This window comes from Chelonobacter oris (assembly GCF_000772535.1).
Taxonomy (GTDB): domain Bacteria; phylum Pseudomonadota; class Gammaproteobacteria; order Enterobacterales; family Pasteurellaceae; genus Chelonobacter; species Chelonobacter oris.
Window position 1 is genome coordinate 1 of the sequence record NZ_JSUM01000011.1, and the last position, 21,457, is coordinate 21,457.

Here is a 21,457-nt window from a genome sequence, read left to right on the forward strand (position 1 = left end):
AGACGTCAATACTAAATCAGTCTATTTTTTAATCCTAAAAAAATAAAAACTTATTTGTAAAGTCGTTTGTGAAAATAAATATTGCTTGATAAAATCCGCAAACCTTAATTTTAGGTCTATTAACAATGACGAAATTAAGTAACAAGCTTCACTTTGTAATATATTAAAAACGTTCATCAAGAAATATTCAGAGAATCGAATGAATATGATTACAAAAGCGGAGTAAAAAATATACTTTATTTATGGCATAAATAAGGTGATTTTAAAATATATCTTATAAGGAATTAAACCCATGAAATATAACGCTATCGAGGAGCAAGCAAGCAAGCAAGCAAGCAAGCAAGCAAGCAAGCAAGCAAGCAAGCAAGCAATAGTTTGTCATATTAATGCTGATAACAATAAATCTTTTTTAACTAAAAAAACCTTCTTCTTAAATACATTATATGCAAGCCTTCTTCTTGCAATTTTTCCCTCTGCCTATGCTTCAACCGTGGTAGAAGCCAATATTGATCCTACCGTAAATAATGATCAACCCGATTCTACGGCAAAAGCGCATAATAAAGGCGGCGACAAGCCTTACAATTATTACAATCCGGGCAACCAAACCTACGATAATGCCAATGAAGGCATGAATAACGGCGATGTTTATAATAATAATGTCGCGCATGGCATGGCAATCGGTTATATGAGTAATGCGGTTGCCGATACCAAATTTAATCAAAATGATAAAGAATACTCTTCCGGCGCCGCTATCGGCGACTACGCCCGTTCTACCGGCCCGCTATCATTAGCCGTCGGGCATTTTGCAACCGCCAATGAACCTTCGGCGACTGCTGTCGGCACCGCCGCATTGGCTTCCGGCTTTAATTCTTTGGCAATCCAGCGTCAATCCGCCGCCACTAAAGACTATGCGATGGCTATCGGTGCAGTCGCATTAGCCGACGGTAAAGCCAGCCTGGCCATGGGGCAATCCGCCACGGCGAAAGGCCACCAATCGATTGCGATAGGCAGTTCCGCCATTGAAGCCGAAACCGTGGCAGAAGACGGTAATACGGCAACTAAAACCAAATATGATGCTGAAACCAACACTCAATCCCTTGGTTACAGCGCCGTTGCTATCGGGACAACCGCCCGCTCAAACGGGAACAAATCGATTGCTATCGGTCATCAGGCTCAGGTGAAAGTCGGTAACGGTACTGATGAAATAAAAGACGATGAATTGCGTAAAAGTGCAAGCTCCATCGCTATTGGTGATCAAGCCGCCGTTGATAATGCCGCCAATGCCACTGTTATTGGCACAAAGGCAAAAACAATTGATACTACAATTAATGGTACTGCCTATAAAGGCGATAACGCCATTGTGGTAGGGCAAAATGCTCAAGGTTCTATTGATGCGGTTGCTATCGGCCAAAATACCATCTCACAACGTACTACTGATGCAGCAACTATTGCTATCGGTCAAAATGCGCAAAGTTACGGTGGTGTTGCGATTGGACAACATGCTAAAACGCTTAAAGACCCGACTAAAGAAATTGCCAGCGCTTCAGTTGCCATTGGTCGCTACGCTACCACTGGTGAATATGGTGTTGCCATCGGTACTAGCGCTGCCGCAGGCGCTAAATTGGGCGATCTCAAAGCGGACGACAATGGAATGCCATATCGTGAAGCAACTGCCATTCCCGGTGCACTTTATACTACGGCAGTTGGTATTGGTTCAAGTGCAACAGCTATGAGCGCAACCGCACTTGGTCATTCCGCCAGCGCTTCTGGCAAAAATGGCATTGCCATCGGTAAAGATTCCAAAGCCGAAGGCGAGCAATCAATCAGTATCGGGGTCGGCAATAAAGTCACCGGCAAAAATGCCGGTGCATTGGGTGATCCGTCTTATGTCAGCGGTGAAGGCACTTATACCATCGGTAATGATAATGGCACGGCAGAGGCTCCGATTGCCGCCAAGAACGCCGGCGTATTCGGTAATAAAAATACGATGGACGATAAAGCAGAAGGCAGCCGTATTATCGGTAATGAAAATATTGTCAAACAGGTCAATACCTTTGTAATTGGTAACAAAGTCACCACCAGCCAAGCAAACAGCGTGATTTTAGGCAATGAATCCGCTGACCGCGCCGCCACCGCAGAAGATACGGCGACAGTCAATGGCTTTACCTACAGCGGATTCGCCGGTAAAGGCAGTGAAGCGAACGGTGTAGTGAGTGTTGGCGCAAAAGATAAAGAGCGTCAAATCATCAATGTAGCCGCAGGTAAAATTGCCAAAGACAGCACCGATGCCGTTAACGGCAGCCAGCTGTATTTGGTCGCAAATGATTTGAGTGTAAAACTGCCGGCGGAAGGCCCTGTGGTCTATACCACGGTTGAGGGCGATAAAGTCTATAAAGTCGACGGAAAATTCTACAAAACCCCGACACCGAATGGAGGAGATGAAGAAGTTTCCCCTGACAATATTATTGCTTCCGTACAAAATGCCAACGGGGACAACAACACAACAACACCGACTACATTAACCAATGTGAAAAGCAATTTAACGCCGGCAGAAGACACCACAACCAAAGCGCCTGAATTGCCCGAAGGGCTAAAACAGAATAATGCGGCAACCGTAAGTGATGTTTTAAATGCCGGTTGGAACCTGCAAAATAACGGCACGGCAAAGGATTTTGTGCGCCATAACGACACTTTGAACTTTGCTGACGGTGCAAACACAACAACGGTGATTGATACTGCCGACAATATCAGCAAAATTGCAGTCAACGTAACAGGCTTGCCGATCAGCTACACCAATCAAGACGGCACGCCGGTCGCAAAAGTCGGTGATAAATATTATACCTTAGATGAAAACGGCAAACCGACCGAGACTGAAGTCCCGGCTGATCAACTGCTAACAAATTTGATCAACCCTGCCGCCGCAAAAGATAAAAGCGGTGATCCGACGGCGCTGACAAACATCAAGAGCGGTTTGACAACCTATACCGAAGGTGCGCCAAACGGTTTAATCAATCTAAACGGTACAGCGCCGACAGTGACTGATAATACAGCCGCAACCGTTGGCGATCTGCGCAAAATGGGCTGGATTGTCAGTGCGGACAAAACGACCGGTGACTTAGAGAACGCTTACAACGGGCAAGTGAAAAATGCGGGCGAAGTAAAATTTATCGGCACCAACGGGGCGATCGTAAGCGGAAAAACAGAAAACGGCGTACATACCATTACCATTGACGTCGATACGCCGGATACCGCCACAACGGTGAAAGAGGGTAAAAATATTACGGTCACGAATGACGGGAATACTTACACTGTCGCCACAAAAGACGATTTGGAAGCCGACACCCTGAGCGTCGGACGCAAACCTGTCGACGGCGCCGAGGGTAAAGACGGTAAAATTTCAGTCACCGATGCCAACGGCAAAGAGAGGGTCGGCATTGACGGTAAAGACGGCGCTATCGGTCTAACCGGTCAGGCAGGCAAAGACGGTAAAGATGCCAAAGCCGCAATCACGGTAGCGGAAGGTCCTGTCGGCGTTGACGGCACGGACGGCACGGACGGCAACAACGGGAAAGACGGCATGGATCGGATCACCTACACCGATAAAAACGGCACACCGCATACGGTTGCAACCATGGAAGAGGGGCTAAAATTTGTCGGCAACGACGGCAAAGAAGTCGTCCGTAAACTCAATGAAACATTAAAACTCGAAGGCGGGATTAATAAAGACGATTTGTCAAACGACAAAAAAGTCTCTACGTCTAATTTAGGTGTCCGTTCCAATGAGAATAACGATGGTCTGGAAATCGTGATGAACAACAAACTCGACCTGACTGAAGACGGCGGCGTGAAAATCGGTGACGTTAATTTAGACAAGGACGGGTTGAATAACGGTGGAAACAAAGTCACCAACGTTGCCAGCGGTCTGGACGGTAAAAACCTGTCGGACTTACCAGACAATGCCCCGGAGTTAACCAATGCCGCCAATATCGGCGATCTGAAAACAGCGGTTGAGGGCGCTAAAACCAGCATTACCAATGCCGCCAATGGTGGTGGATTCGGCTTGAAAGATGATCAGGGCAATGAAGTAAAACAGGATCTGGGTTCATCGATTCAGGTACAGGGCGGTGATAACATCACCACCGCCGTTGTTGATGTGGAGAATGCCGACGGTTCAACAGGCAAGGCACTGAAAGTCAATCTGGATAAAGACATCACCTTGGGCGATGACAAAGACGGCGGCAGTGTCACTTTCGGCACAGCCGACAATGCACCGAAATTGAGCGCAGACAAGCGTGATCCGACAGCGTTAAGTGTCGAAAATAAAGCCGGTACGCCGACGAAAATCACCAATGTTGCCAGTGGGTTGGGCAACAAAGCCGACGGTACGCCGAATAACCTGAGTGATATTCCAGAAGCCGATTTAGCGGAGATTGCGCACAATGCCGTTAATGTGATGGATTTGAAAAACGTCACTTGGAATATGACGACACAAGCCGACGCCGAACAAAACGTGGCGGCAAAAAATATCAGCAGCCAAACCGTTACCGTCAATCATGGTCGAAATACCCAAGTTTCGGCAGTAAACGCCGATGACAAGGGCAACTACAACTATTCGATCGATGTCACCGGTATCCCGATGGAATATGTCGATGCCGACGGTGACAAACTGATTAATATCGGTGGTAAATTCTATAAAGAAACACCGAATGCAGAGGGTAATCTGGTCGGCTCAACACCGGCGAAAGTGTTAATCAGTGCCGATAAGCCGATGCAGTTGACCAATGTCGATAAAGGTGCGGTTAACGACAATTCGACCGATGCCGTCAACGGCAGCCAGTTGAAAGCGCTGGGTGACGTATTGGGCGGAGATAACATCAGCTATGCCGACAACGGCACGACTGCGCAGTTAAAACCGGATGTCTTTAAAGATCTTACCGCAGCCAACGGCGGCAATACGACTGTTGACGGCAAGCCGTTTACTCAGCCGACGAATGTCGTCAATGCGGTCAATACGCTGAATACCGAAGGCACAAAATACTTTAAAGCCAATTCAACCGAACCGGCAGCCAAAGCGGAAGGGAAAAACAGTGTGGCTATCGGGCCGAACAGCGTCGCAAAAGTTGAAAACGGGCTTGCTATCGGCAATGGTGCAACCGTTGCCGATACCGCCCCGATCGGCTCTGTTGCTCTCGGCAGTGGTTCCGTAGCCGCCGCCCCGCATATCGGCAATTACAGCTTGAACAATTATCCTGTTGCCGGCAAAACCGGCGCCGGAACGCAAGTTGTTTCCGTAGGCAGCGAAGGCAATGAACGTCAGATTCAGCATGTCGCACCGGGCGTACTATCCGCCACCTCGACCGACGCCGTGAACGGCAGCCAGCTCTATGCAACCAATCAGCAAATTGGTCAGACCGCACAGAATATCACCAATCTGCAAGGTCAGGTACAGGATCTGGATCGTGATATGCGCGGTGCCGGCGCCTCTTCCGCAGCAATGGCAAGCCTTCCGCAAGCCTACCTGCCTGGACACAGCATGGTTGCCGCTGCCGGAGGATCATACGGTGGTGAAAATGCCGTGGCACTGGGTGTTTCCCGAATCACCGACAACGGTAAAATTATCATTAAATTAAATGCGGGTCACAACAGTCGCGGCAAAACCTCGGCCGGTATCGGTGTAGGATACCAGTGGTAATTCCGTCATAACCAAACCGCACCGACAACGGTGCGGCTCTTACCTAATTTAAGAAGGAAAAAAACGTGAAATTAAGCAAATACATTTTATCCGTTGCCGCAATCGCAACCCTGACCGCCTGCGGAAACTTGAGTAATGTCACAAAAGAAGGGACGACCGACAACCCGGTCTGGCCGGAAATTGAAGATGCCGGCGTAAACTTCAGCGGTTCGCAATACGGCATTTGGCCTAACTGGGACAATGTCCGCATGATTGAAAAAGGCATGAACAAGGATCAATTATATTATCTGATTGGTCGTCCGCATCACGCCGAAGGACTGTTCGCCGTACGTGAATGGAATTATGTTTTTAATTACCGTGAAAACGGCGAACACAAAATCTGCCAATACAAAGTGCTGTTTGATACCGACATGAACGCACAATCTTTCTTCTGGCTGCCGGAAGGCTGCGGCAAACAAAACAATCCTTATGAACTGTCAGGAGATTTTCTGTTTGACTTTGATTCCGCCAATCTAAGCGATAACGGTCGTAACGTGCTTAACCAAGTTGCCGCCGAATTAAAAACCAAGCAGGCAAACAGCATCACCATTGAAGGATTTACCGATCGTTTGGGCAGCGACAGCTATAATTTAGCCCTTTCGCAACGCCGTGCCGAAACCGTAAAAGGCTATCTGGTGGGACAAGGTCTGTCTGCCGCCATGATTAACGCTATCGGCCGTGGTGAAGCGGAGCAAGTCAAAGCCTGCAACGATATCGAGGGAGACGCATTGAAAGAGTGCCTGCGCCCAAACCGTCGTGTTGTGATCAGCAGCGCACAATAACCAACTGATATTTATTAAAAAACCGCACTTTGCTTGTAACACAAAGTGCGGTTTTTTTGATGCTTAGTTTATCAGCATTATTCTACACGTTCACCGTGCAGTACCACATCCAACCCTTGGCGTTCTTCGTCTTTTTCCACCCGCAAGCCGGTGATTTTATCCACGATAAACAGTAAGATTGCACTGCCGACGGCGCTATAGGCGATTGTAATCAATACGCTTTGCACCTGTACCCAGATACTGGCGCCGCCACCGGTAATGTCGGTCGAAACAAATACGCCGGTTAGAATCGCACCGATGATGCCGCCGATGCCGTGAATCCCGAAAGCATCTAAAGAATCGTCATAACCTAACCAGTATTTCAGTTTGGTTGCGCCCCAAAAACAGATCACACCGGAAATCAAACCGATAGCAACCGCACTTTGCACACTGACAAAACCGGCCGCCGGCGTGATGGCAACCAAGCCGGCGATCGCACCGGACGCCAGACCCAACGCCGACGGTTTATGCCCGAACAGGCGCTCGGTTAAAATCCAAGCCAGTGCAGCGGAAGCCGTCGCAACTTGGGTTGTCGCCATCGCCATACCGGCACGGCCGTCCGCCGCCAGCGCTGAACCGGCGTTAAAGCCGAACCAACCGATCCATAGCATAGACATACCAATCAAGGTTAATACCAAGTTATGCGGCGGCATCGCTTCTTTACCGTAGCCGATACGTTTTCCCAGCATAATCGCCCCGACTAAACCGGCAATACCGGCATTGATATGGATAACCGTACCGCCGGCATAATCCAATACGCCGTCTGCCGCCAACCAGCCGTCCGGCCCCCAGACCCAGTGTGCGGTCGGTACATAAATCAGCAATGACCATAAACCGGTGAACAATAAAATCGCTGAGAATTTAATCCGCTCCGCAAAGGCGCCGGTGATAATCGCCGCCGCAATAATGGCGAATGCCATTTGGAACAGCATGAATACCGATTCGGGAATCGTACCCGCCCCCGGGAAAATCGTCAGTTGTTCACTTTCGGTAAAGACGTTCAGCCCGCTTAAAAAGAAACGTTCAGTGCCGCCGATAAAACCGTTATTCGAGGTAAATGCCAGACTGTAGCCGAAGCAGATCCATAACAACGAAATCAAACAGGCAACGGCAATACTTTGTACCATTGTCGCCAATACGTTTTTCTTGCGTACCATGCCGGCATAAAATAATGCCAGCCCCGGCAACGTCATAAATAATACCAACAGCGCCGATACCATCACCCATGCCGTGTCGCCTGCGCTGATTTCCGACATCGGGCGTACCCAATCCGCTGTTTCCGCCGCCAAGGTTGCGGTAGGCGCAAGCAATGCTCCCAGAGTCAAAAGTTGTCTTTTCATCTTCTCACCTATAAGTTGTTCCGAGTTTAAAATTAAATCAAAAATAAAAAGTGACGGCTTAAATCGCATTTTCATCGGTTTCCCCGGTGCGGATACGAATGACTTTATCCACCGGTTTGACAAAAATTTTGCCGTCCCCGATTTTCCCGGTGCGGGCGGTTTGGCAAATGACCTCGACAGCCTGTTCCGCCAACTCATCGGTCAGCACAATATCGAGCGCAATTTTAGGCAGGAAATCAACGGCATATTCGGCACCGCGATACAGTTCGGTGTGCCCTTTTTGCCGTCCGAAACCTTTGACTTCGGTAACCGTGATGCCCTGAATACCGATGTCGGACAAGGCTTCACGGATTTCATCCAATCTGAAGGGTTGCACAATGGCAGTGATTTGTTTCATACAGTTTCTCCTTAGAACAAGTAATAAATTACAACTCGAATCAGGAGCAACATGTCAGTGTCAAACAAATATCGTATGACACTAACATTTGCTTTCCGAGATAAACATCAAAAATAAAAGTCAAAAATAAAAAAGTACTGCTGATTATAAAAATTAAAATTACAAAATGTTGTCGTACTGCTCCATGATTCGCTTCGGCCATACGCTGGATTGTACTTGTCCGATGTGTTGTTTGTGCAATAACAACATTGCCAGACGGGATTGCCCGATACCGCCGCCGATAGACTGCGGCAATTTACCGTTTAACAGATCCTGATGCCATGCAAATTCCGCGCGTTCCTCGTTGCCGGCGATAGCCAACTGGCGACGCAGTGCGGTTTCATCAACCCGAATACCCATTGACGACAGCTCAAATGCCGATTCCAACACCGGATTCCAAACCAGAATATCGCCGTTCAACCCTTTGTATTCGCCTTCACTCGGCGTAGTCCAGTCATCATAGTCCGGCGCCCGACCATCATGCGGTTTACCGTCCGACAACTCGCCGCCGATTCCGATTAAAAATACGGCACCGTATTCTTTGCATACCGCACTTTCACGCGCTTTTCCGCTCAAATCCGGGTAGCGACGTACCAAATCTTCACTGTGGATAAAAGTGATTTCCGGCGGCAAGAAACTTTTGATCCCGAACTGCACCTCTACCATTTGTTCCGTTTCTTTGATGGCCGTATAAATCGATCTGACCGTTTCTTTCAGATACGCCAGATTGCGGGAGCCTTGCGGAATCACACGCTCCCAGTCCCATTGGTCAACAAAAACGGAATGGGTTTGATCCAGACTGTCCTCGTCGGGACGCAGTGCGATCATGTTGACAAACAGACCTTCGTTCGGCTGAAAATCAAATCTGCCCAAGGTGTGTCGTTTCCATTTTGCCAAAGAATGCACGACTTCAAAACGAACGCCGTGAATTTCACGAATATTGACCTGTACCGCATTTTCTACGCCGGACAGGTTATCCTGCATACCGTTTCCGACTTGGCTTAACAATGGGCCTTGCACTTCAACGATTTTCAAATGCTCTTTCAACATCTGGGTAAACGTATTTTTAACAAAACTGATTTCTTGTTGTTGTAAAATAAATGAGTTTTTCATAATTTTTCTGTTCTTTTTAAAAGGGTTTTCTGGGATTATTAAATAAAAAGCGGGTTTAACCTCGTTTTTGTGCATTATTCAACAAACAAACAAAAATTTCCAATACTTTTTTAATTTTTTTTGATAATATGCCTCCATCAATCAATTTAATTGTGATTTCTTTGAAAAAAAACTAAAGTTGGAGAGGCTTATGCAACAGGTTACTCAACATGTCGCTCAAATAGATGCGCTGGATCAGCAAATTCTGCGGGTCTTGACCAAAGATGCCCGTACCCCTTATGCCGAAATGGCAAAAAAATTCGGTGTCAGCCCCGGAACCATTCATGTCCGGGTCGAGAAAATGCGTCAATCCGGTGTTATCGAAGGCACCAAAGTGCGGATCAATGAACGCAAGCTGGGCTACGATGTCTGTTGTTTTATCGGCATCATTTTGAAAAGCGCCAAAGACTACGATGCGGTCATCACAAAACTGCAAACCTTCGATGAAGTGGTGGAAGCCTACTACACTACCGGCAATTATTCGATTTTTATCAAGGTGATGACGCACACGATCGAAGAGCTGCACTCTGTGCTGGCAACTAAAATTCAACTGATTGATGAGATCCAGTCCACAGAAACGCTAATTTCCATGCAAAATCCGATACTGCGTGATATAAATCCGTAATCGTTTGGCGTAAAATGTCTCTTTTTTATAATGATGTAATAAATATAATAACAAGGAGATGTTTATGGCAGATGTATTTCATTTAGGTTTAACCAAAGCAGATTTGGAAGGCGCAACGGTTGCGATCACGCCGGGCGATCCTGCTCGGGTAGAACGCATTGCCAAATTGATGGATACCCCGAAATTCTTGGTTTCAACCCGTGAGTTCACCTCATGGTTAGGCTATGTTGACGGCAAGCCGATTGTGGTGTGTTCGACCGGTATCGGCGGGCCGTCGGTTTCAATTGCGGTGGAAGAGCTGGCGCAATTGGGTGTGCGTACTTTCCTGCGAATCGGTACTACCGGCGCCATTCAGCCGCACATTAATGTCGGCGATATTTTAGTAACCACCGGTGCGGTTCGTCTGGACGGCGCCAGCCAACATTTTGCTCCGCTCGAATACCCTGCAGTGGCTGATTTCCATTGCACTTCAACCCTCTACCAAGTAGCGCAACAAAGCGGCGAAACCACTTATGTCGGTATCACCGCCTCGTCCGATACTTTCTATCCGGGGCAAGAGCGGTATGACACCTACAGCGGCCATATCTGCCGTCGCTTCAGCGGTTCACTGAAAGAGTGGCAACAGCTTAACGTGATGAATTTTGAAATGGAATCGGCGACCTTATTCACCATGTGTTCCGCATTGGGCTTAAAAGCGGGTATGATTTCAGCCGTGATTGTAAACCGTACCCAACAAGAGATCCCGAATGAAAGCACGATTAAAGCGGCTGAAGGCAAAGCGGTGGCATTAGTGGTCAAAGCGGCCGGCTTACTCGCCTGACCGCTTTTATCATAAACAAAATCCCGTTTGCACATGGTGATAACGGGATTTTTTACGGCTGTTGTACCGCACTTTTCAAGATCACGTACAACTCGTCTTTCAAACGCAACTTCTCTTTTTTCAGATTCTCCACCTCGGTGTGCGTACCCAGTTCGATATTACTCTCAATTGCGGCAATTTTATGGTCCAATTCATTGTGCTTGTCAAACAAACGGGCAAAATGCGCATCTTCCGATTTCAATCGGCTGATCAGCTCACGGTATTCAGGAAACATGGTAAACTCCTTGTTGATTATTAAGGGAACTTTCTTCCTTATTCTATCATCGTTCGATAAACCGAATTCAGCGCCAGCTCACAAAAGCGGCGTTCATATTGATTTAATTTCGCTAACGTGATTATCATTTTTTACCGTCGTCTTGATTTGCTGCAATAATTGTTCACAGCAACGATCCAACAAGTGATAGGTTTGCGCAAAATTATCGCTGTACCACGGATCGGGAATATGATCAAACCCCAGATCGGCAACCAAATCGGTAATTTTGCTGATTTTTTCCTGCTTGCCGAACAGCCTCTGCAAATCCGACAAGTTGCTGTCGTCCATAGCAAACAGGTAATCAAATTCATTCAAATCGTTTTTTCGTAGCTTACGGCTGACAAAACCTCGGGGATCAATCCCGTTCTGTCGTAACATTTTTGCCGTACCGCAGTGCATATCTTCACCGTCATGATAGCCTGCCGTCCCGGCGCTGTCGGTCGCTACCCTAGCCTGTAATCCGGCTTGCGCAATCTTATGGCGCAGAATATATTCCGCCATCGGTGAACGGCAGATATTTCCCAAGCAGACGAATAAAATTTTCACGCTATTTCCTTGCGCATATCAAAAAGCATGGCACTGTGATCAGCGCCCGTATTGCGATGGATTTTCCGCTATCGACGCAGTCCGGCGACAAATGCGACAGCCTCTTTGCTCAGACGGGTGACTTCCTCCCAATTGCCTGCGGCAATCGCCTCATTCGGCAGCATCCAAGAGCCGCCAACGGTAGCCACGCAATCCAGCGCCAGATATTGCGCTACATTTTTCAGACCGATACCGCCGGTCGGACAGAATGTCAGCTGCGGCAAAGGCGCCGAAATCGCTTTCAGTGCGGACGCACCGCCGTTGGCTTCCGCCGGAAAGAATTTCAAATGGTCATAACCTAATTCAAGTGCGGTCATCATTTCGGAAGGCGTCGATGTTCCGGGCATAAGCGGCACATCGCCTTGCACCGCATGTTTCAACAGCGAAACCGTCGCCCCCGGTGAAATAATAAATTTGGCGCCGGCATCTCGTGCCGCATCATATTGTTGCGGCGAAATCACCGTTCCCGCCCCGACCAACGCTTCAGGCATCGCCTGACTGATAAGCCTGATCGCATCAAGCGCAGCACCGCTGCGCAAGGTAATTTCAAACACATTAATTCCGCCGGCCGACAACGCCTGTGCCATCGGCAAGGCATCGTCCAAATTTTTAATCACCATCACCGGCACCACCGGTGACGCGGCAAAAACCGCACTTGGCTGTAAACTCCACTGCATGATCACTATCCTTATCGGTTAAATAGAAAAACAGAAACGTCTCCACATGAAGAACGACTGTGTTAAAGATAACAAATTCTTACCGTGCTGTCGCACGGCTGCGGGTGCAAAGTGCGGTTTATCCGGCAAAATGTGATCACGATCACGGCAAGTATTATCATCGCAGCCAATAACACAAACGGGCAGAAAATCTGCCCGTTTGTCGCGTCGCCCGTCAACTTAACGTGACGGTAAATACCGTGTCGGATCAACGGATTTCCCTTTGAAACGGATTTCAAAATGTAACTTGACCGAATTGGTGCCCGAGCTGCCCATTTTGGCAATTTGCTGACCGGCACTCACCTCTTGCTGATCTTTAACCAAAATACTTTCGTTATGGGCATAAGCGCTGAGGAAATCATCATTATGTTTGATGATAATCAGGTTACCGTAGCCGCGTAACGCATTGCCGGCATACACCACTCGTCCGGCGGCGGCAGCATTAACCGCCTGTCCGCGCGATCCGGAAATATCCAATCCTTTGTTACCGCCGTCTGCGGAAGAAAAGCCTTGAATCACCTTGCCGCCGGTCGGCCAACGCCAACTGATAGCCGAGTTGACCGCACTTGGCGGAGTGACAGCCGCCGTAGCCGCTGCCGTTGCGGCGGTTGCCGTGATCGTTTGTTGCGCCTGTTGCTGCGCCATGGTTGCCGCATTACCTGCGGACGCTTTCACCGGTCCGGTGATAGTGCCGTCAGAACCGTATTGTGTGTTATTCGGTCCCGGCGTATAGGTTACTGCCGGCGGTGTCGGCACTGTCGGTGCTGTGGCGGTGGCGGCTGTTGCAGCGGCCGATGCCGCCGTTGCCGTCGCAACCCCGTTACTTGCGCCTGCATTACCGGAACCGATTTGCAGTACTTGCCCGACCCGCAGATTATACGGCTCGCTCATATTGTTTTTTGCCGCCAAATCCGCCACGTCCAGCCCGGAAATATAGGCAATCAGGAACATGGTGTCGCCTTTGCGCACCGTATAGGTTTCGCCTTTATAGAATCCTTTGTCGATTTGATTATAAATCGGTGCATTGGTCGTGGTGTCGCGCGGAATACTGAAATCCTGTGAAACATTATTGGTACGGGTTTGGCTGGTTGCCGTCGGCGCCGCTTGCTGCACCTGTCCTATCGGCTGCTGTACCGCACTTTGCACGTTTTGCTGCACTTGTTGTGCCTGTCCGATCGGCTGTTGCACCGCCTGCTGTACGCTCATGTTTGCCGGCATACTCTGCTGCTGAATTTCAGGCTGCCAACTGCCGCCGCTTGCGCCGCTGGTTTCAACCGGCTGCATAATCCCCGGCGATAGGTTGCCGTCGGCACTTTGCACCGGCGCACCGCCGGAACTGGTACAGCCGCTGATCACGGCAAGGGCAAGTGCGGTGGCAGGAAAGAAGAACAGTTTACTTTTCATGTTTGAATCCTTGACTTTGAATAACGTAAGACTAACGTAAAATAAAATAGGCGATAACGGCTAAGACTACCACGCTCCAGCCGATCACTTCAATAGAACGGCGTAACTTGGCCTCAACTTTCGGGCCGCCCCAAGCCGATAATTTCGCCACCAGAATAAATCTCGCCGCCCGTGAAATAAATGCAGTGAGTGCAAAAGGCAGCAACGCCATATGCAGCAAGCCGCCGGCGATGGTAAACACTTTATACGGGATCGGTGAAAAACCGGCGACAAACAGCACTAAAATCCCCCACTGATGAAACCAGATCGTGACTTGCTCCAGTTTGTCCTGATAGCCGAATTGCACGATATAGTGTTGTACGAAATCAAACGCATAGTAGCCGACAGCATAACCGACCAAGCCGCCCAACATCGAAGCCAGTGCGGTGAAAAGTGCATATTTCAGTGCTTTTTGCGGATTGTTCATCGACATCGGAATCAACATCACATCGGGCGGAATCGGAAAGAAAATCGCCTCAATAAAACTGACGAAAGCCAACCAGTACACCGCCAAATGGTGGCGCGACCAACGCATGGTCCAGTCATACATTTTTCCAAAAATTTTCATTGCAGCGCTCCTGCCACTAACGGTACGAATTTAACATCTTCGATTTTTTCCACGCGGTATTTATCGCCGACCCGTGTGATCAATTGTAATACTTGGTTTACTTCTCCCACCGGAATCACCAAACGGCCGCCGTCTTTTAATTGTTGCAGTAAGTCAATCGGCATACTGTCGGCGGCGGCGGTGACGATAATCGCATCAAACGGGGCTTTGGCCGCCCAGCCTTCCCAGCCGTCCGCATGACGCAACTGAACATTGTGCAATTCCAGTTTTTTCAGGCGGTGAATCGCTTGCCATTGTAATTTCTTAATACGCTCTACGCTATAAACCTGACGGCACAGTTTCGCCAAAAGTGCGGTTTGATAACCGCTGCCGGTGCCGATTTCCAACACCGTATCCTCCGCCGTCGGCTGCAACAACTCGGTCATTTTAGCGACAATATAGGGTTGAGACAGGGTTTGTCCCTCCCCGATTGGAATCGCCATATTTTCATAACAACGACGGGTAAACGCTTCCTGCACAAAAAAAGTTCGCGGCAGTTCATAAATAGCCTGCAACACGGCTTCATTACGAATACCCTGTTCGTGCAGGCGCTGTACCAAACGGCGTTGTTCCGCTTTAGACATAGTTTAATCCGTATCCACCCAATGTTGCAGACGCGGTAACGATTGATGGGCGGTCATATCGGTTTGAATCGGCGTCAATGAGACATAACCGTTCGCCACCGCATGGAAATCCGTCCCCTCGCCGCTGTATTCCGGCAAACCGCTGGCGCCGACCCAGTAAATATGTTCGCCGCGCGGATCAATCTGTTTAACCATCGCACTGGCGGATTCACGATAGCCCAGTTTGGTGACTTTCAGCCCCTGCAATTGCGAATAAGGAATATCCGGCACATTGATATTGATGATTTCCCGTTGCCCCAGTACGTTGTCATGTAAAGTCGGGATAAGATCGCACACCACCTGCGCCGCCGTTTCGTAATAGATCCGTCCGTCAAGGGAAACCGCGATCGACGGCAACCCCAAATGCCGCCCCTCCAACGCCGCCGCCACCGTGCCGGAATAAATCACATCATCTCCCAGATTGGCACCGGCATTGATGCCCGACACCACCAAATCGACCCGACCGGCCAGAAAACCGTTCAATGCCAAATGGACACAATCCGCCGGCGTGCCGTTAATACAATAATCACCGTTCGCTAATTTTAGCGGACGCAGCGGTTCAACCAGCGTCAACGAGCTGGAAGCGGCACTGCGGTTACGATCTGGTGCGACGATAGTGACGGTGGCAAATTTACGCAACGCCGCCGCCATGGTTTGAATTCCTTCGGCATGAATCCCGTCATCGTTACTCAATAAAATATGCATAGATGTCCTTCTTTATTCTTCGTCAGTTGTCAATAAAGCCAGCTCCCGCACCAGCGCAGTGGCGTAACTGCCGCTGTCGAGATAAAACCGCAGCCGCAATCCCGCAGCCTCAAATTGCCACTCCAACTGTTGCGGCTGTGCCAGAATCAAGCGACGGGCATTCTGTAACCGCTCTTTGTGCATCAACTCGAGCAATGCCTGATGCCGATCGACAATCGCCTGCTCGCGTAACAGCGCCTGCTGCGCTGTCTGCAAGGCTTGCGAACCGACAAGCGCCGCCGTCAGCCCGAGATCCCGTTGTTGCAGCCGCTGTTGCAATGCCGCCAATTCGGTTTCCGCGGCGACAAACCAACTGTGCGAACCGTGCAGTTGCAGCACATCGCCGCATAAAACGGTTTCTGCCAAACCGTCCTTAATCCGTTGCGATACCATCAGATTGAATAATTCGCTGCGGGCGGCGGAAAGATAAAAACTGCGTTTTTTACGATCCTTAACGTGAATCTCGCCTTGCGCCCAGCGTATCGCCTGCGTCAGATTGTGGCCGTCACGCCCGAAACGCTGTTCGGTGAAATAGTTTGGAAAACCGTGATTTTTCAGCTTAATCAGACGCCGGTTCAGATCCGCACTTTCGGTTAAATCCCGTAATAGAATCTCAAAATGGTTTCCCTGTAAACTGCCGATACGGATTTTGCGGTTATGCCGTGTTACCGTCAGGATTTCGACCCCGTCCGGCGCAAAATGTGAGAAATCCGGCGTCTCTTTTCCCGGTAAATGCAGGCAAAACCACTGCTCGGTTACGGCATGACGATCTTTCAGTCCGGCATAACTCATATTTTTAGCTGAAATTCCGGCAAACGCCGCCAGTTTTTCGCCGACAAACAAGGTATTGGCATCGGTTTTTCGGATTTTCAAGGCAACGAATTCCCCTTCGCCGCTGAGGTCGTAGCCCAGTTCCTCTCGCACAATAAAATCGCTGAATTCGGCTTTTAAGCGGGCGGTCTGTTGCGGTTTGCCGTATAAATAGTGTAATGCCGACATTATGCCCCCTTAAGCAGCAGGGCAACAGCTTCACAGGCGATGCCTTCGCCGCGGCCGGTAAAACCCAATTTTTCACTGGTAGTGGCTTTGACATTCACCTGCTCAATGCCGCAGGCCAAATCCTCGGCAATGCGGGCGCGCATCGTATCAATATACGACCGCATTTTCGGCGCTTGCGCAATAATCGTGACATCGACATTGCCGACCCGATACCCCTGTAACCGCACTTGACGATAAGCCTCGCGCAGCAAACCGCGGCTGTCGGCACCTTGGTATGCGGCATCGGTGTCGGGGAACAACTTGCCGATATCGCCCAATGCCGCAGCACCCAATAACGCATCGGTCAGGGCGTGCAATGCGACATCACCGTCCGAATGCGCCAACAAGCCTCTCGGGTAAGGGATCGCAACCCCGCCGATCATAATCGGCCCTTCCCCCCCGAAAGCGTGTACATCAAAGCCATGACCTATGCGTATCATTGATTATTCTCCGTTGTGGTTCGTTTGTGCAGGTAAAATGCCGCCAGCGCCAAATCTTCGGGGCGAGTGATTTTCAGATTGTCGGAACGGCCGCTGACCAAGTGCGGTCGGTAACCCGCCGACTCCATCGCCGAAGCCTCGTCAGTCAACGTGCGGTTTTGGGCAAAGGCGTCAGCATAAGCGGCACGTAAAAGTGCGGTCGGGAAGAATTGCGGGGTCAGCGCATGCCATAATTGTGTACGGTCTTCCGTCTTAAGAATCTGCTGCGCTTCATCGGCACGTTTAATCGTATCTGTCGCCGGACATGCCAAAATAGCCCCGTTTTGATCGTGAATCTGCAACAGTTTGTCCAAATCTTGGTGAGTCAGGCAGGGACGGGCGGCATCGTGTACCAGCACCCAACTGTCGGCCGGCGCCCGTTGCAGCGCAGCAAAGACCGATGCGGCGCGCGAATCGCCGCCGGTCACGATTTGAATGCGGGTGCAATCCTCCAATCCCAACGCGCCGATATAGGAATCGTTTTCAGCCACCGCTAAAATAATCCGCTCAATCGGCGGATAGCCTAACAAAATGTCCAGCGTGTGCTGTAAAATGGTTTTGCCGTTTAACGTCAGGTATTGCTTCGGTTTGTCCTGCTGCATACGGGCGCCGATCCCGGCAGCCGGCACGATCGCAATAATTTTTCGGGTTGTCATTATTGGTATTCGTCCGCTTTCATCAGGCGATAAAACACTTCGTTGCTTTTCACCATATCATGTTCGAAACGGGCGCGCTCTTCCACCGCAGCAACGCCTTCTTTCAAATCCTTGATTTCCGCCATAATCAGCTGGTTCCGTTGCGCTAACTGGGTATTTTCCAGTGTATGTTGTTCGATTTCCCGCTCTACCTGCTGATAATCACGATAACCGTTTTTCCCAAACCAAAAGCTGTATTGGAACAACAGCAACAATCCACCCAATATGATGATCAATACTCGCATAATCGCCTGTTTTTTTATCTTGCCTGAAATAGCGAATAGTTTACCTTGAAATGTGACAAAAATGGAATTTTAAAGCGCCGTGTTGTAAAAAAAGTGTTAGGCAAAGCATGAAAAAACCGCACTTTGCATCGTCAAAAACAGACTAAAGTGCGGTTAAAACGTTCACAATATGTGTTTAGATCGGTTTATTACGTGCGGATAAATAATTGACGATGGCTCAACGCCGGCAGTTGACGGCGAACTTCCGCCAAGCGGGCAAAATCTATCTCGCCGACCGCAAACCCTTCGCCCTCGCCGACACCGCTGACAATCTCGCCCCACGGATCGATAATCATACTGTGGCCGAAAGTGGTGCGCCCGCTTTGGTGACGGCCGCCTTGTGCGGAAGCAATCACATAACACTGATTCTCTACCGCTCTGGCGCGCAATAATAATTCCCAATGCGCCTTGCCGGTGGTATACGTGAAAGCCGCCGGCAATACCAGTACGTCATACGGTGTCTGTGCACGGAACAGCTCCGGAAAACGCAGATCGTAACAAATGCCCTGTCCGACATTCACCTCGCCGATTTGCAGCGACGGCACTTGATAACCCGCCTGAATACTGTCTGCCTCACAATACTTTTCGCCGACACCGCTTTCACTGATTCCGGAATAGCTGAACAGATGAATTTTATCGTAACGCGACAGCAACTCCCCCTGCTCGCCGTAAACCAGCAGTGTATTCAAAACTTTGTTTTCTTCATTTCCCCGCAGCGGAATAGAGCCGGCAAACAGCACAATTTGCAACTCTTTCGCCAAATCCGACAACAGCTGTTGCAACGGCCCTTGCCCGAATGTTTCGGCAATCGCCAGCTTGTCCTTTTCATCCGTTGCCATCAACGGCCAATACTCCGGCAGCAATGCCCACTTGGCACCCGCCTGTGCCGCCTTGCGCACCAAAGTCTGCATTGTCTCGACATTGCTTTTCACGTCGGTTGTAGAAACCATTTGAATGGTTGCGATTTTAATAGCCGCTCTCGTCATTTTGCCTATCCTTCTTCCATTTTAAGCTTTTTGTTTCAGTATCCCTTGATTCGATTGAGAAAACAAGCAGCGTGCAAGGTTTTTCAAAAATATCCTCCATTGACAAAATATAAACAATCGCTTCTTATGAAGAATCGTGTTCTGTTATGCCTATGCAGATAGGTTATTGTTACTGAAGCCGATTATTAAACAAACTGCATATGCAGAAAATATAAACACCATATTGAGTGTAAAAACAGTTGTAGTCTGAATCTGAAAAGGGTAATATTCGCCCGTTTGTAAACTAATGAAAGGAAAACAGAGTATGAACAAATATTTTGCCGAATTCTTCGGCACGTTCTGGTTGGTCTTCGGCGGCTGCGGCAGTGCCGTTCTGGCAGCGGCTTATCCTGAGCTGGGCATCGGCTTTGCCGGTGTCGCATTGGCTTTCGGTTTAACCGTGTTGACCATGGCATACGCTGTCGGCCATATCTCCGGCGGTCATTTTAATCCGGCGGTGTCGGTCGGTTTACTGGTCGGCGGTCGCTTCAGCGCAAAAGAGCTGCTGCCGTACATTATCGCCCAAGTCGTGGGTGCCACTGCCGCTGCGGCAGTGTTGTATTTCGTTGCAACCGGCAAAGCCGGATTCGATGCCGCCGCCAGCGGCTTCGCCAGCAACGGTTACGCTGAACATTCCCCGGCTCAATACAGCATGGGGGCTGCATTGGTTATTGAAGTTGTGCTGACGGCCTTCTTCTTGATCATCATCATGGGCGCAACCGATGAGCGTGCACCGAAAGGCTTCGCCCCGATTGCCATCGGTTTGGGATTGACTCTGATTCACTTGATCAGCATTCCGGTAACCAACACCTCGGTAAATCCGGCACGGAGTACCGGTGTAGCCTTGTTCCAAGGCGGTTGGGCAATCGAACAATTATGGCTGTTCTGGCTGGCGCCAATCGTTGGTGCCGCCATCGGCGGGATCATCTACCGCACTTTATTGTCCGGTCAAAAATAATCCCTCACACAAAAGCTAAGCAAGCGGCTTCCGGCAACGGAAAGCCGCTTTTTTATGCTATAATCCCGCCGATTATCTCTAACACCAACACAGAAAAATGGCAAAATCCAATTACATTACCCGTCATGGCTGGAACACGCTGGATCAAGAATTAAAATTTCTATGGCGTGAAGAGCGGCCAAAAGTAACCCAGGCGGTATCGGAGGCGGCGGCATTAGGCGATCGCAGTGAAAATGCCGAATATATTTACGGCAAACGCCGATTGCGTGAAATCGATCGACGAGTGCGCTTCTTGAGCAAACGCTTAGACGTGCTGCAAATTGTCGATTACCACCCCAAACAGGAAGGAAAGATTTTCTTCGGGGCGTGGATTGAGCTGGAAGATCCGAATGGACAGACGAAACAGTACCGTATCGTCGGCTGTGATGAGTTTGACCCGCAAAAAAACTGGATTTCGATCGACTCGCCGGTGGCAAGAGCCTTAATCGGCAAGGCGGTTGATGACGAAATCAACGTCAACACGCCGTCCGGCAAGGCGATTTGGTACATCAATAAAATTTGGTATCAAAAAGATTAAATGCGGCTCAGAATACGCAAGAAAACCGGTTGATAATGCGATTGTCGACTTAAACGATCACCTACTTTTTTGATGCCGAAAAAAGCGGCGACCGTCATCACAAAAATAAACACAGCCAACAACAATTCATGCTGCAAAAATAACGAACCGATTAACGTCGACACTAAAAGTGCGGTCAGCGGCACGATATACAACAATAATGCCGATAACAGCAGCGATTTTTCCTGCAAACCAATTTCAATCCGCTGCCCAATGTACAACGGTTGGTTTACCGCCATTTCAAACAATAACGCACCGTCATTTTGACCGCCGCTGAGCTCGGACAAGGCTGCCGCACCACAGCTCGCTTGTGCGGCGCAGCCGCAACACCCTTTTTTGGTTTCACACCGCACTTTGGCAATGCCGTTACGGTATTCGATGACAAGTGCGGTTTCAATCAGCATAA

General features: G+C 49.4%; 22 protein-coding genes. 6 read left to right on the plus strand and 16 right to left on the minus strand.

Going from position 1 to position 21,457, the window contains the following annotated elements; all coding sequences use genetic code 11:
• The first annotated feature begins 292 nt into the window (after positions 1 to 292).
• Together OA57_RS12255 and OA57_RS06880 are read left to right on the plus strand one after the other, a co-directional pair.
• Positions 293 to 5,692 carry a YadA-like family protein gene (locus OA57_RS12255; protein ID WP_052122413.1) on the plus strand — a complete coding sequence of 1,800 codons (5,400 nt, stop codon included), beginning with the start codon at positions 293 to 295 and terminating at the stop codon, positions 5,690 to 5,692.
• 65 nt (positions 5,693 to 5,757) lie between these two features.
• Positions 5,758 to 6,513 carry an OmpA family protein gene (locus tag OA57_RS06880; RefSeq protein ID WP_034615437.1) on the plus strand — a complete coding sequence of 252 codons (756 nt, stop codon included), beginning with the start codon at positions 5,758 to 5,760 and terminating at the stop codon, positions 6,511 to 6,513.
• Positions 6,514 to 6,590: 77 nt separating this feature from the next.
• Here the strand turns inward: OA57_RS06880 and OA57_RS06885 are convergent, their stop codons facing one another.
• The 3 genes from OA57_RS06885 to asnA all read right to left on the minus strand — a co-directional run bounded on the left by OA57_RS06885 (position 6,591) and on the right by asnA (position 9,441).
• Complete coding sequence (locus tag OA57_RS06885; protein WP_034615689.1) at positions 6,591 to 7,892, minus strand: ammonium transporter; 1,302 nt, start codon at positions 7,890 to 7,892, stop codon at positions 6,591 to 6,593.
• A gap of 58 nt (positions 7,893 to 7,950) precedes the next feature.
• A complete protein-coding gene (locus OA57_RS06890; RefSeq protein ID WP_034615440.1) occupies positions 7,951 to 8,289 on the minus strand; it encodes a P-II family nitrogen regulator in 339 nt (112 codons plus the stop codon).
• 159 nt (positions 8,290 to 8,448) lie between these two features.
• A complete protein-coding gene (asnA, locus tag OA57_RS06895) occupies positions 8,449 to 9,441 on the minus strand; it encodes an aspartate--ammonia ligase (protein ID WP_034615442.1) in 993 nt (330 codons plus the stop codon).
• A gap of 190 nt (positions 9,442 to 9,631) precedes the next feature.
• Between asnA and asnC the strand changes: the two genes are divergently transcribed.
• Complete coding sequence (gene asnC, locus OA57_RS06900; protein WP_034615444.1) at positions 9,632 to 10,105, plus strand: transcriptional regulator AsnC; 474 nt, start codon at positions 9,632 to 9,634, stop codon at positions 10,103 to 10,105.
• Between the two features lie 64 nt (positions 10,106 to 10,169).
• A complete protein-coding gene (udp, locus tag OA57_RS06905; protein WP_034615446.1) occupies positions 10,170 to 10,925 on the plus strand; it encodes a uridine phosphorylase in 756 nt (251 codons plus the stop codon).
• Positions 10,926 to 10,977: 52 nt separating this feature from the next.
• Here udp and OA57_RS06910 read toward each other — a convergent pair whose 3' ends face one another.
• From OA57_RS06910 to OA57_RS06965, 12 genes are all read right to left on the minus strand, one after another.
• On the minus strand, positions 10,978 to 11,199 hold the full coding sequence (locus OA57_RS06910) for a YdcH family protein (RefSeq protein ID WP_034615448.1): 222 nt from the start codon (positions 11,197 to 11,199) through the stop codon (positions 10,978 to 10,980).
• A gap of 93 nt (positions 11,200 to 11,292) precedes the next feature.
• Positions 11,293 to 11,784, minus strand: coding sequence for a low molecular weight protein-tyrosine-phosphatase (locus OA57_RS06915; RefSeq protein WP_034615452.1), 492 nt, complete (start codon positions 11,782 to 11,784; stop codon positions 11,293 to 11,295).
• Between the two features lie 68 nt (positions 11,785 to 11,852).
• Positions 11,853 to 12,500, minus strand: coding sequence for a bifunctional 4-hydroxy-2-oxoglutarate aldolase/2-dehydro-3-deoxy-phosphogluconate aldolase (locus tag OA57_RS06920; RefSeq protein ID WP_034615454.1), 648 nt, complete (start codon positions 12,498 to 12,500; stop codon positions 11,853 to 11,855).
• Positions 12,501 to 12,719: 219 nt separating this feature from the next.
• Positions 12,720 to 13,943, minus strand: a complete 1,224-nt coding sequence (nlpD, locus tag OA57_RS06925) for a murein hydrolase activator NlpD (protein WP_034615456.1) — start codon at positions 13,941 to 13,943, stop codon at positions 12,720 to 12,722.
• A 31-nt stretch (positions 13,944 to 13,974) separates the two neighbouring features.
• A complete protein-coding gene (locus OA57_RS06930) occupies positions 13,975 to 14,550 on the minus strand; it encodes a YqaA family protein (protein WP_034615458.1) in 576 nt (191 codons plus the stop codon).
• On the minus strand, positions 14,547 to 15,173 hold the full coding sequence (locus tag OA57_RS06935; RefSeq protein WP_034615460.1) for a protein-L-isoaspartate(D-aspartate) O-methyltransferase: 627 nt from the start codon (positions 15,171 to 15,173) through the stop codon (positions 14,547 to 14,549). The genes OA57_RS06930 and OA57_RS06935 overlap by 4 nt, the downstream gene beginning before the upstream one ends.
• A 3-nt stretch (positions 15,174 to 15,176) precedes the next feature.
• On the minus strand, positions 15,177 to 15,917 hold the full coding sequence (gene surE, locus OA57_RS06940) for a 5'/3'-nucleotidase SurE (RefSeq protein WP_034615462.1): 741 nt from the start codon (positions 15,915 to 15,917) through the stop codon (positions 15,177 to 15,179).
• A gap of 12 nt (positions 15,918 to 15,929) precedes the next feature.
• Positions 15,930 to 16,955, minus strand: coding sequence for a tRNA pseudouridine(13) synthase TruD (gene truD, locus OA57_RS06945; RefSeq protein WP_034615465.1), 1,026 nt, complete (start codon positions 16,953 to 16,955; stop codon positions 15,930 to 15,932).
• Positions 16,955 to 17,434, minus strand: coding sequence for a 2-C-methyl-D-erythritol 2,4-cyclodiphosphate synthase (ispF, locus tag OA57_RS06950; protein WP_034615468.1), 480 nt, complete (start codon positions 17,432 to 17,434; stop codon positions 16,955 to 16,957). The genes truD and ispF overlap by 1 nt, the downstream gene beginning before the upstream one ends.
• A complete protein-coding gene (gene ispD, locus OA57_RS06955; protein WP_034615471.1) occupies positions 17,431 to 18,129 on the minus strand; it encodes a 2-C-methyl-D-erythritol 4-phosphate cytidylyltransferase in 699 nt (232 codons plus the stop codon). Before ispD ends, ispF begins: the two co-directional genes overlap by 4 nt.
• On the minus strand, positions 18,129 to 18,413 hold the full coding sequence (gene ftsB, locus OA57_RS06960; protein ID WP_034615474.1) for a cell division protein FtsB: 285 nt from the start codon (positions 18,411 to 18,413) through the stop codon (positions 18,129 to 18,131). Before ftsB ends, ispD begins: the two co-directional genes overlap by 1 nt.
• Positions 18,414 to 18,601: 188 nt before the next feature.
• Positions 18,602 to 19,438 carry a carbon-nitrogen hydrolase family protein gene (locus OA57_RS06965; RefSeq protein WP_034615478.1) on the minus strand — a complete coding sequence of 279 codons (837 nt, stop codon included), beginning with the start codon at positions 19,436 to 19,438 and terminating at the stop codon, positions 18,602 to 18,604.
• Positions 19,439 to 19,742: 304 nt separating this feature from the next.
• On the opposite strand from OA57_RS06965, the gene aqpZ reads away from it, so the two are divergent.
• Positions 19,743 to 20,435: an aquaporin Z gene (aqpZ, locus tag OA57_RS06970; RefSeq protein WP_034615480.1), complete on the plus strand. Its 693-nt coding sequence runs from the start codon at positions 19,743 to 19,745 to the stop codon at positions 20,433 to 20,435.
• A 97-nt stretch (positions 20,436 to 20,532) separates the two neighbouring features.
• Entirely contained in the window at positions 20,533 to 21,012 is a 480-nt protein-coding gene (greB, locus tag OA57_RS06975) for a transcription elongation factor GreB (protein WP_034615482.1), read from the plus strand.
• On the opposite strand, the gene OA57_RS06980 is transcribed toward greB, so the two are convergent.
• The gene (locus tag OA57_RS06980) at positions 21,009 to 21,455 is read right to left on the minus strand and encodes a SoxR reducing system RseC family protein (RefSeq protein WP_034615485.1); all 447 of its coding nucleotides are present in this window, start codon (positions 21,453 to 21,455) and stop codon (positions 21,009 to 21,011) included. The two genes, greB and OA57_RS06980, sit on opposite strands and share 4 nt — an antisense overlap.
• Positions 21,456 to 21,457: the final 2 nt, after the last annotated feature.

Bases quoted from the DNA above. Each gene is read 5' to 3' on its own strand.
- OA57_RS12255 (WP_052122413.1), top strand. From the start codon at position 293: ATGAAATATAACGCTATCGAGGAGCAAGCAAGCAAGCAAGCAAGCAAG.
- OA57_RS06885 (WP_034615689.1), bottom strand. From the start codon at position 7,892: ATGAAAAGACAACTTTTGACTCTGGGAGCATTGCTTGCGCCTACCGCA.
- OA57_RS06890 (WP_034615440.1), bottom strand. From the start codon at position 8,289: ATGAAACAAATCACTGCCATTGTGCAACCCTTCAGATTGGATGAAATC.
- asnA (WP_034615442.1), bottom strand. From the start codon at position 9,441: ATGAAAAACTCATTTATTTTACAACAACAAGAAATCAGTTTTGTTAAA.
- asnC (WP_034615444.1), top strand. From the start codon at position 9,632: ATGCAACAGGTTACTCAACATGTCGCTCAAATAGATGCGCTGGATCAG.
- udp (WP_034615446.1), top strand. From the start codon at position 10,170: ATGGCAGATGTATTTCATTTAGGTTTAACCAAAGCAGATTTGGAAGGC.
- OA57_RS06910 (WP_034615448.1), bottom strand. From the start codon at position 11,199: ATGTTTCCTGAATACCGTGAGCTGATCAGCCGATTGAAATCGGAAGAT.
- OA57_RS06920 (WP_034615454.1), bottom strand. From the start codon at position 12,500: ATGCAGTGGAGTTTACAGCCAAGTGCGGTTTTTGCCGCGTCACCGGTG.
- nlpD (WP_034615456.1), bottom strand. From the start codon at position 13,943: ATGAAAAGTAAACTGTTCTTCTTTCCTGCCACCGCACTTGCCCTTGCC.
- OA57_RS06930 (WP_034615458.1), bottom strand. From the start codon at position 14,550: ATGAAAATTTTTGGAAAAATGTATGACTGGACCATGCGTTGGTCGCGC.
- OA57_RS06935 (WP_034615460.1), bottom strand. From the start codon at position 15,173: ATGTCTAAAGCGGAACAACGCCGTTTGGTACAGCGCCTGCACGAACAG.
- surE (WP_034615462.1), bottom strand. From the start codon at position 15,917: ATGCATATTTTATTGAGTAACGATGACGGGATTCATGCCGAAGGAATT.
- truD (WP_034615465.1), bottom strand. From the start codon at position 16,955: ATGTCGGCATTACACTATTTATACGGCAAACCGCAACAGACCGCCCGC.
- ispF (WP_034615468.1), bottom strand. From the start codon at position 17,434: ATGATACGCATAGGTCATGGCTTTGATGTACACGCTTTCGGGGGGGAA.
- ispD (WP_034615471.1), bottom strand. From the start codon at position 18,129: ATGACAACCCGAAAAATTATTGCGATCGTGCCGGCTGCCGGGATCGGC.
- ftsB (WP_034615474.1), bottom strand. From the start codon at position 18,413: ATGCGAGTATTGATCATCATATTGGGTGGATTGTTGCTGTTGTTCCAA.
- OA57_RS06965 (WP_034615478.1), bottom strand. From the start codon at position 19,438: ATGACGAGAGCGGCTATTAAAATCGCAACCATTCAAATGGTTTCTACA.
- aqpZ (WP_034615480.1), top strand. From the start codon at position 19,743: ATGAACAAATATTTTGCCGAATTCTTCGGCACGTTCTGGTTGGTCTTC.
- greB (WP_034615482.1), top strand. From the start codon at position 20,533: ATGGCAAAATCCAATTACATTACCCGTCATGGCTGGAACACGCTGGAT.
- OA57_RS06980 (WP_034615485.1), bottom strand. From the start codon at position 21,455: ATGCTGATTGAAACCGCACTTGTCATCGAATACCGTAACGGCATTGCC.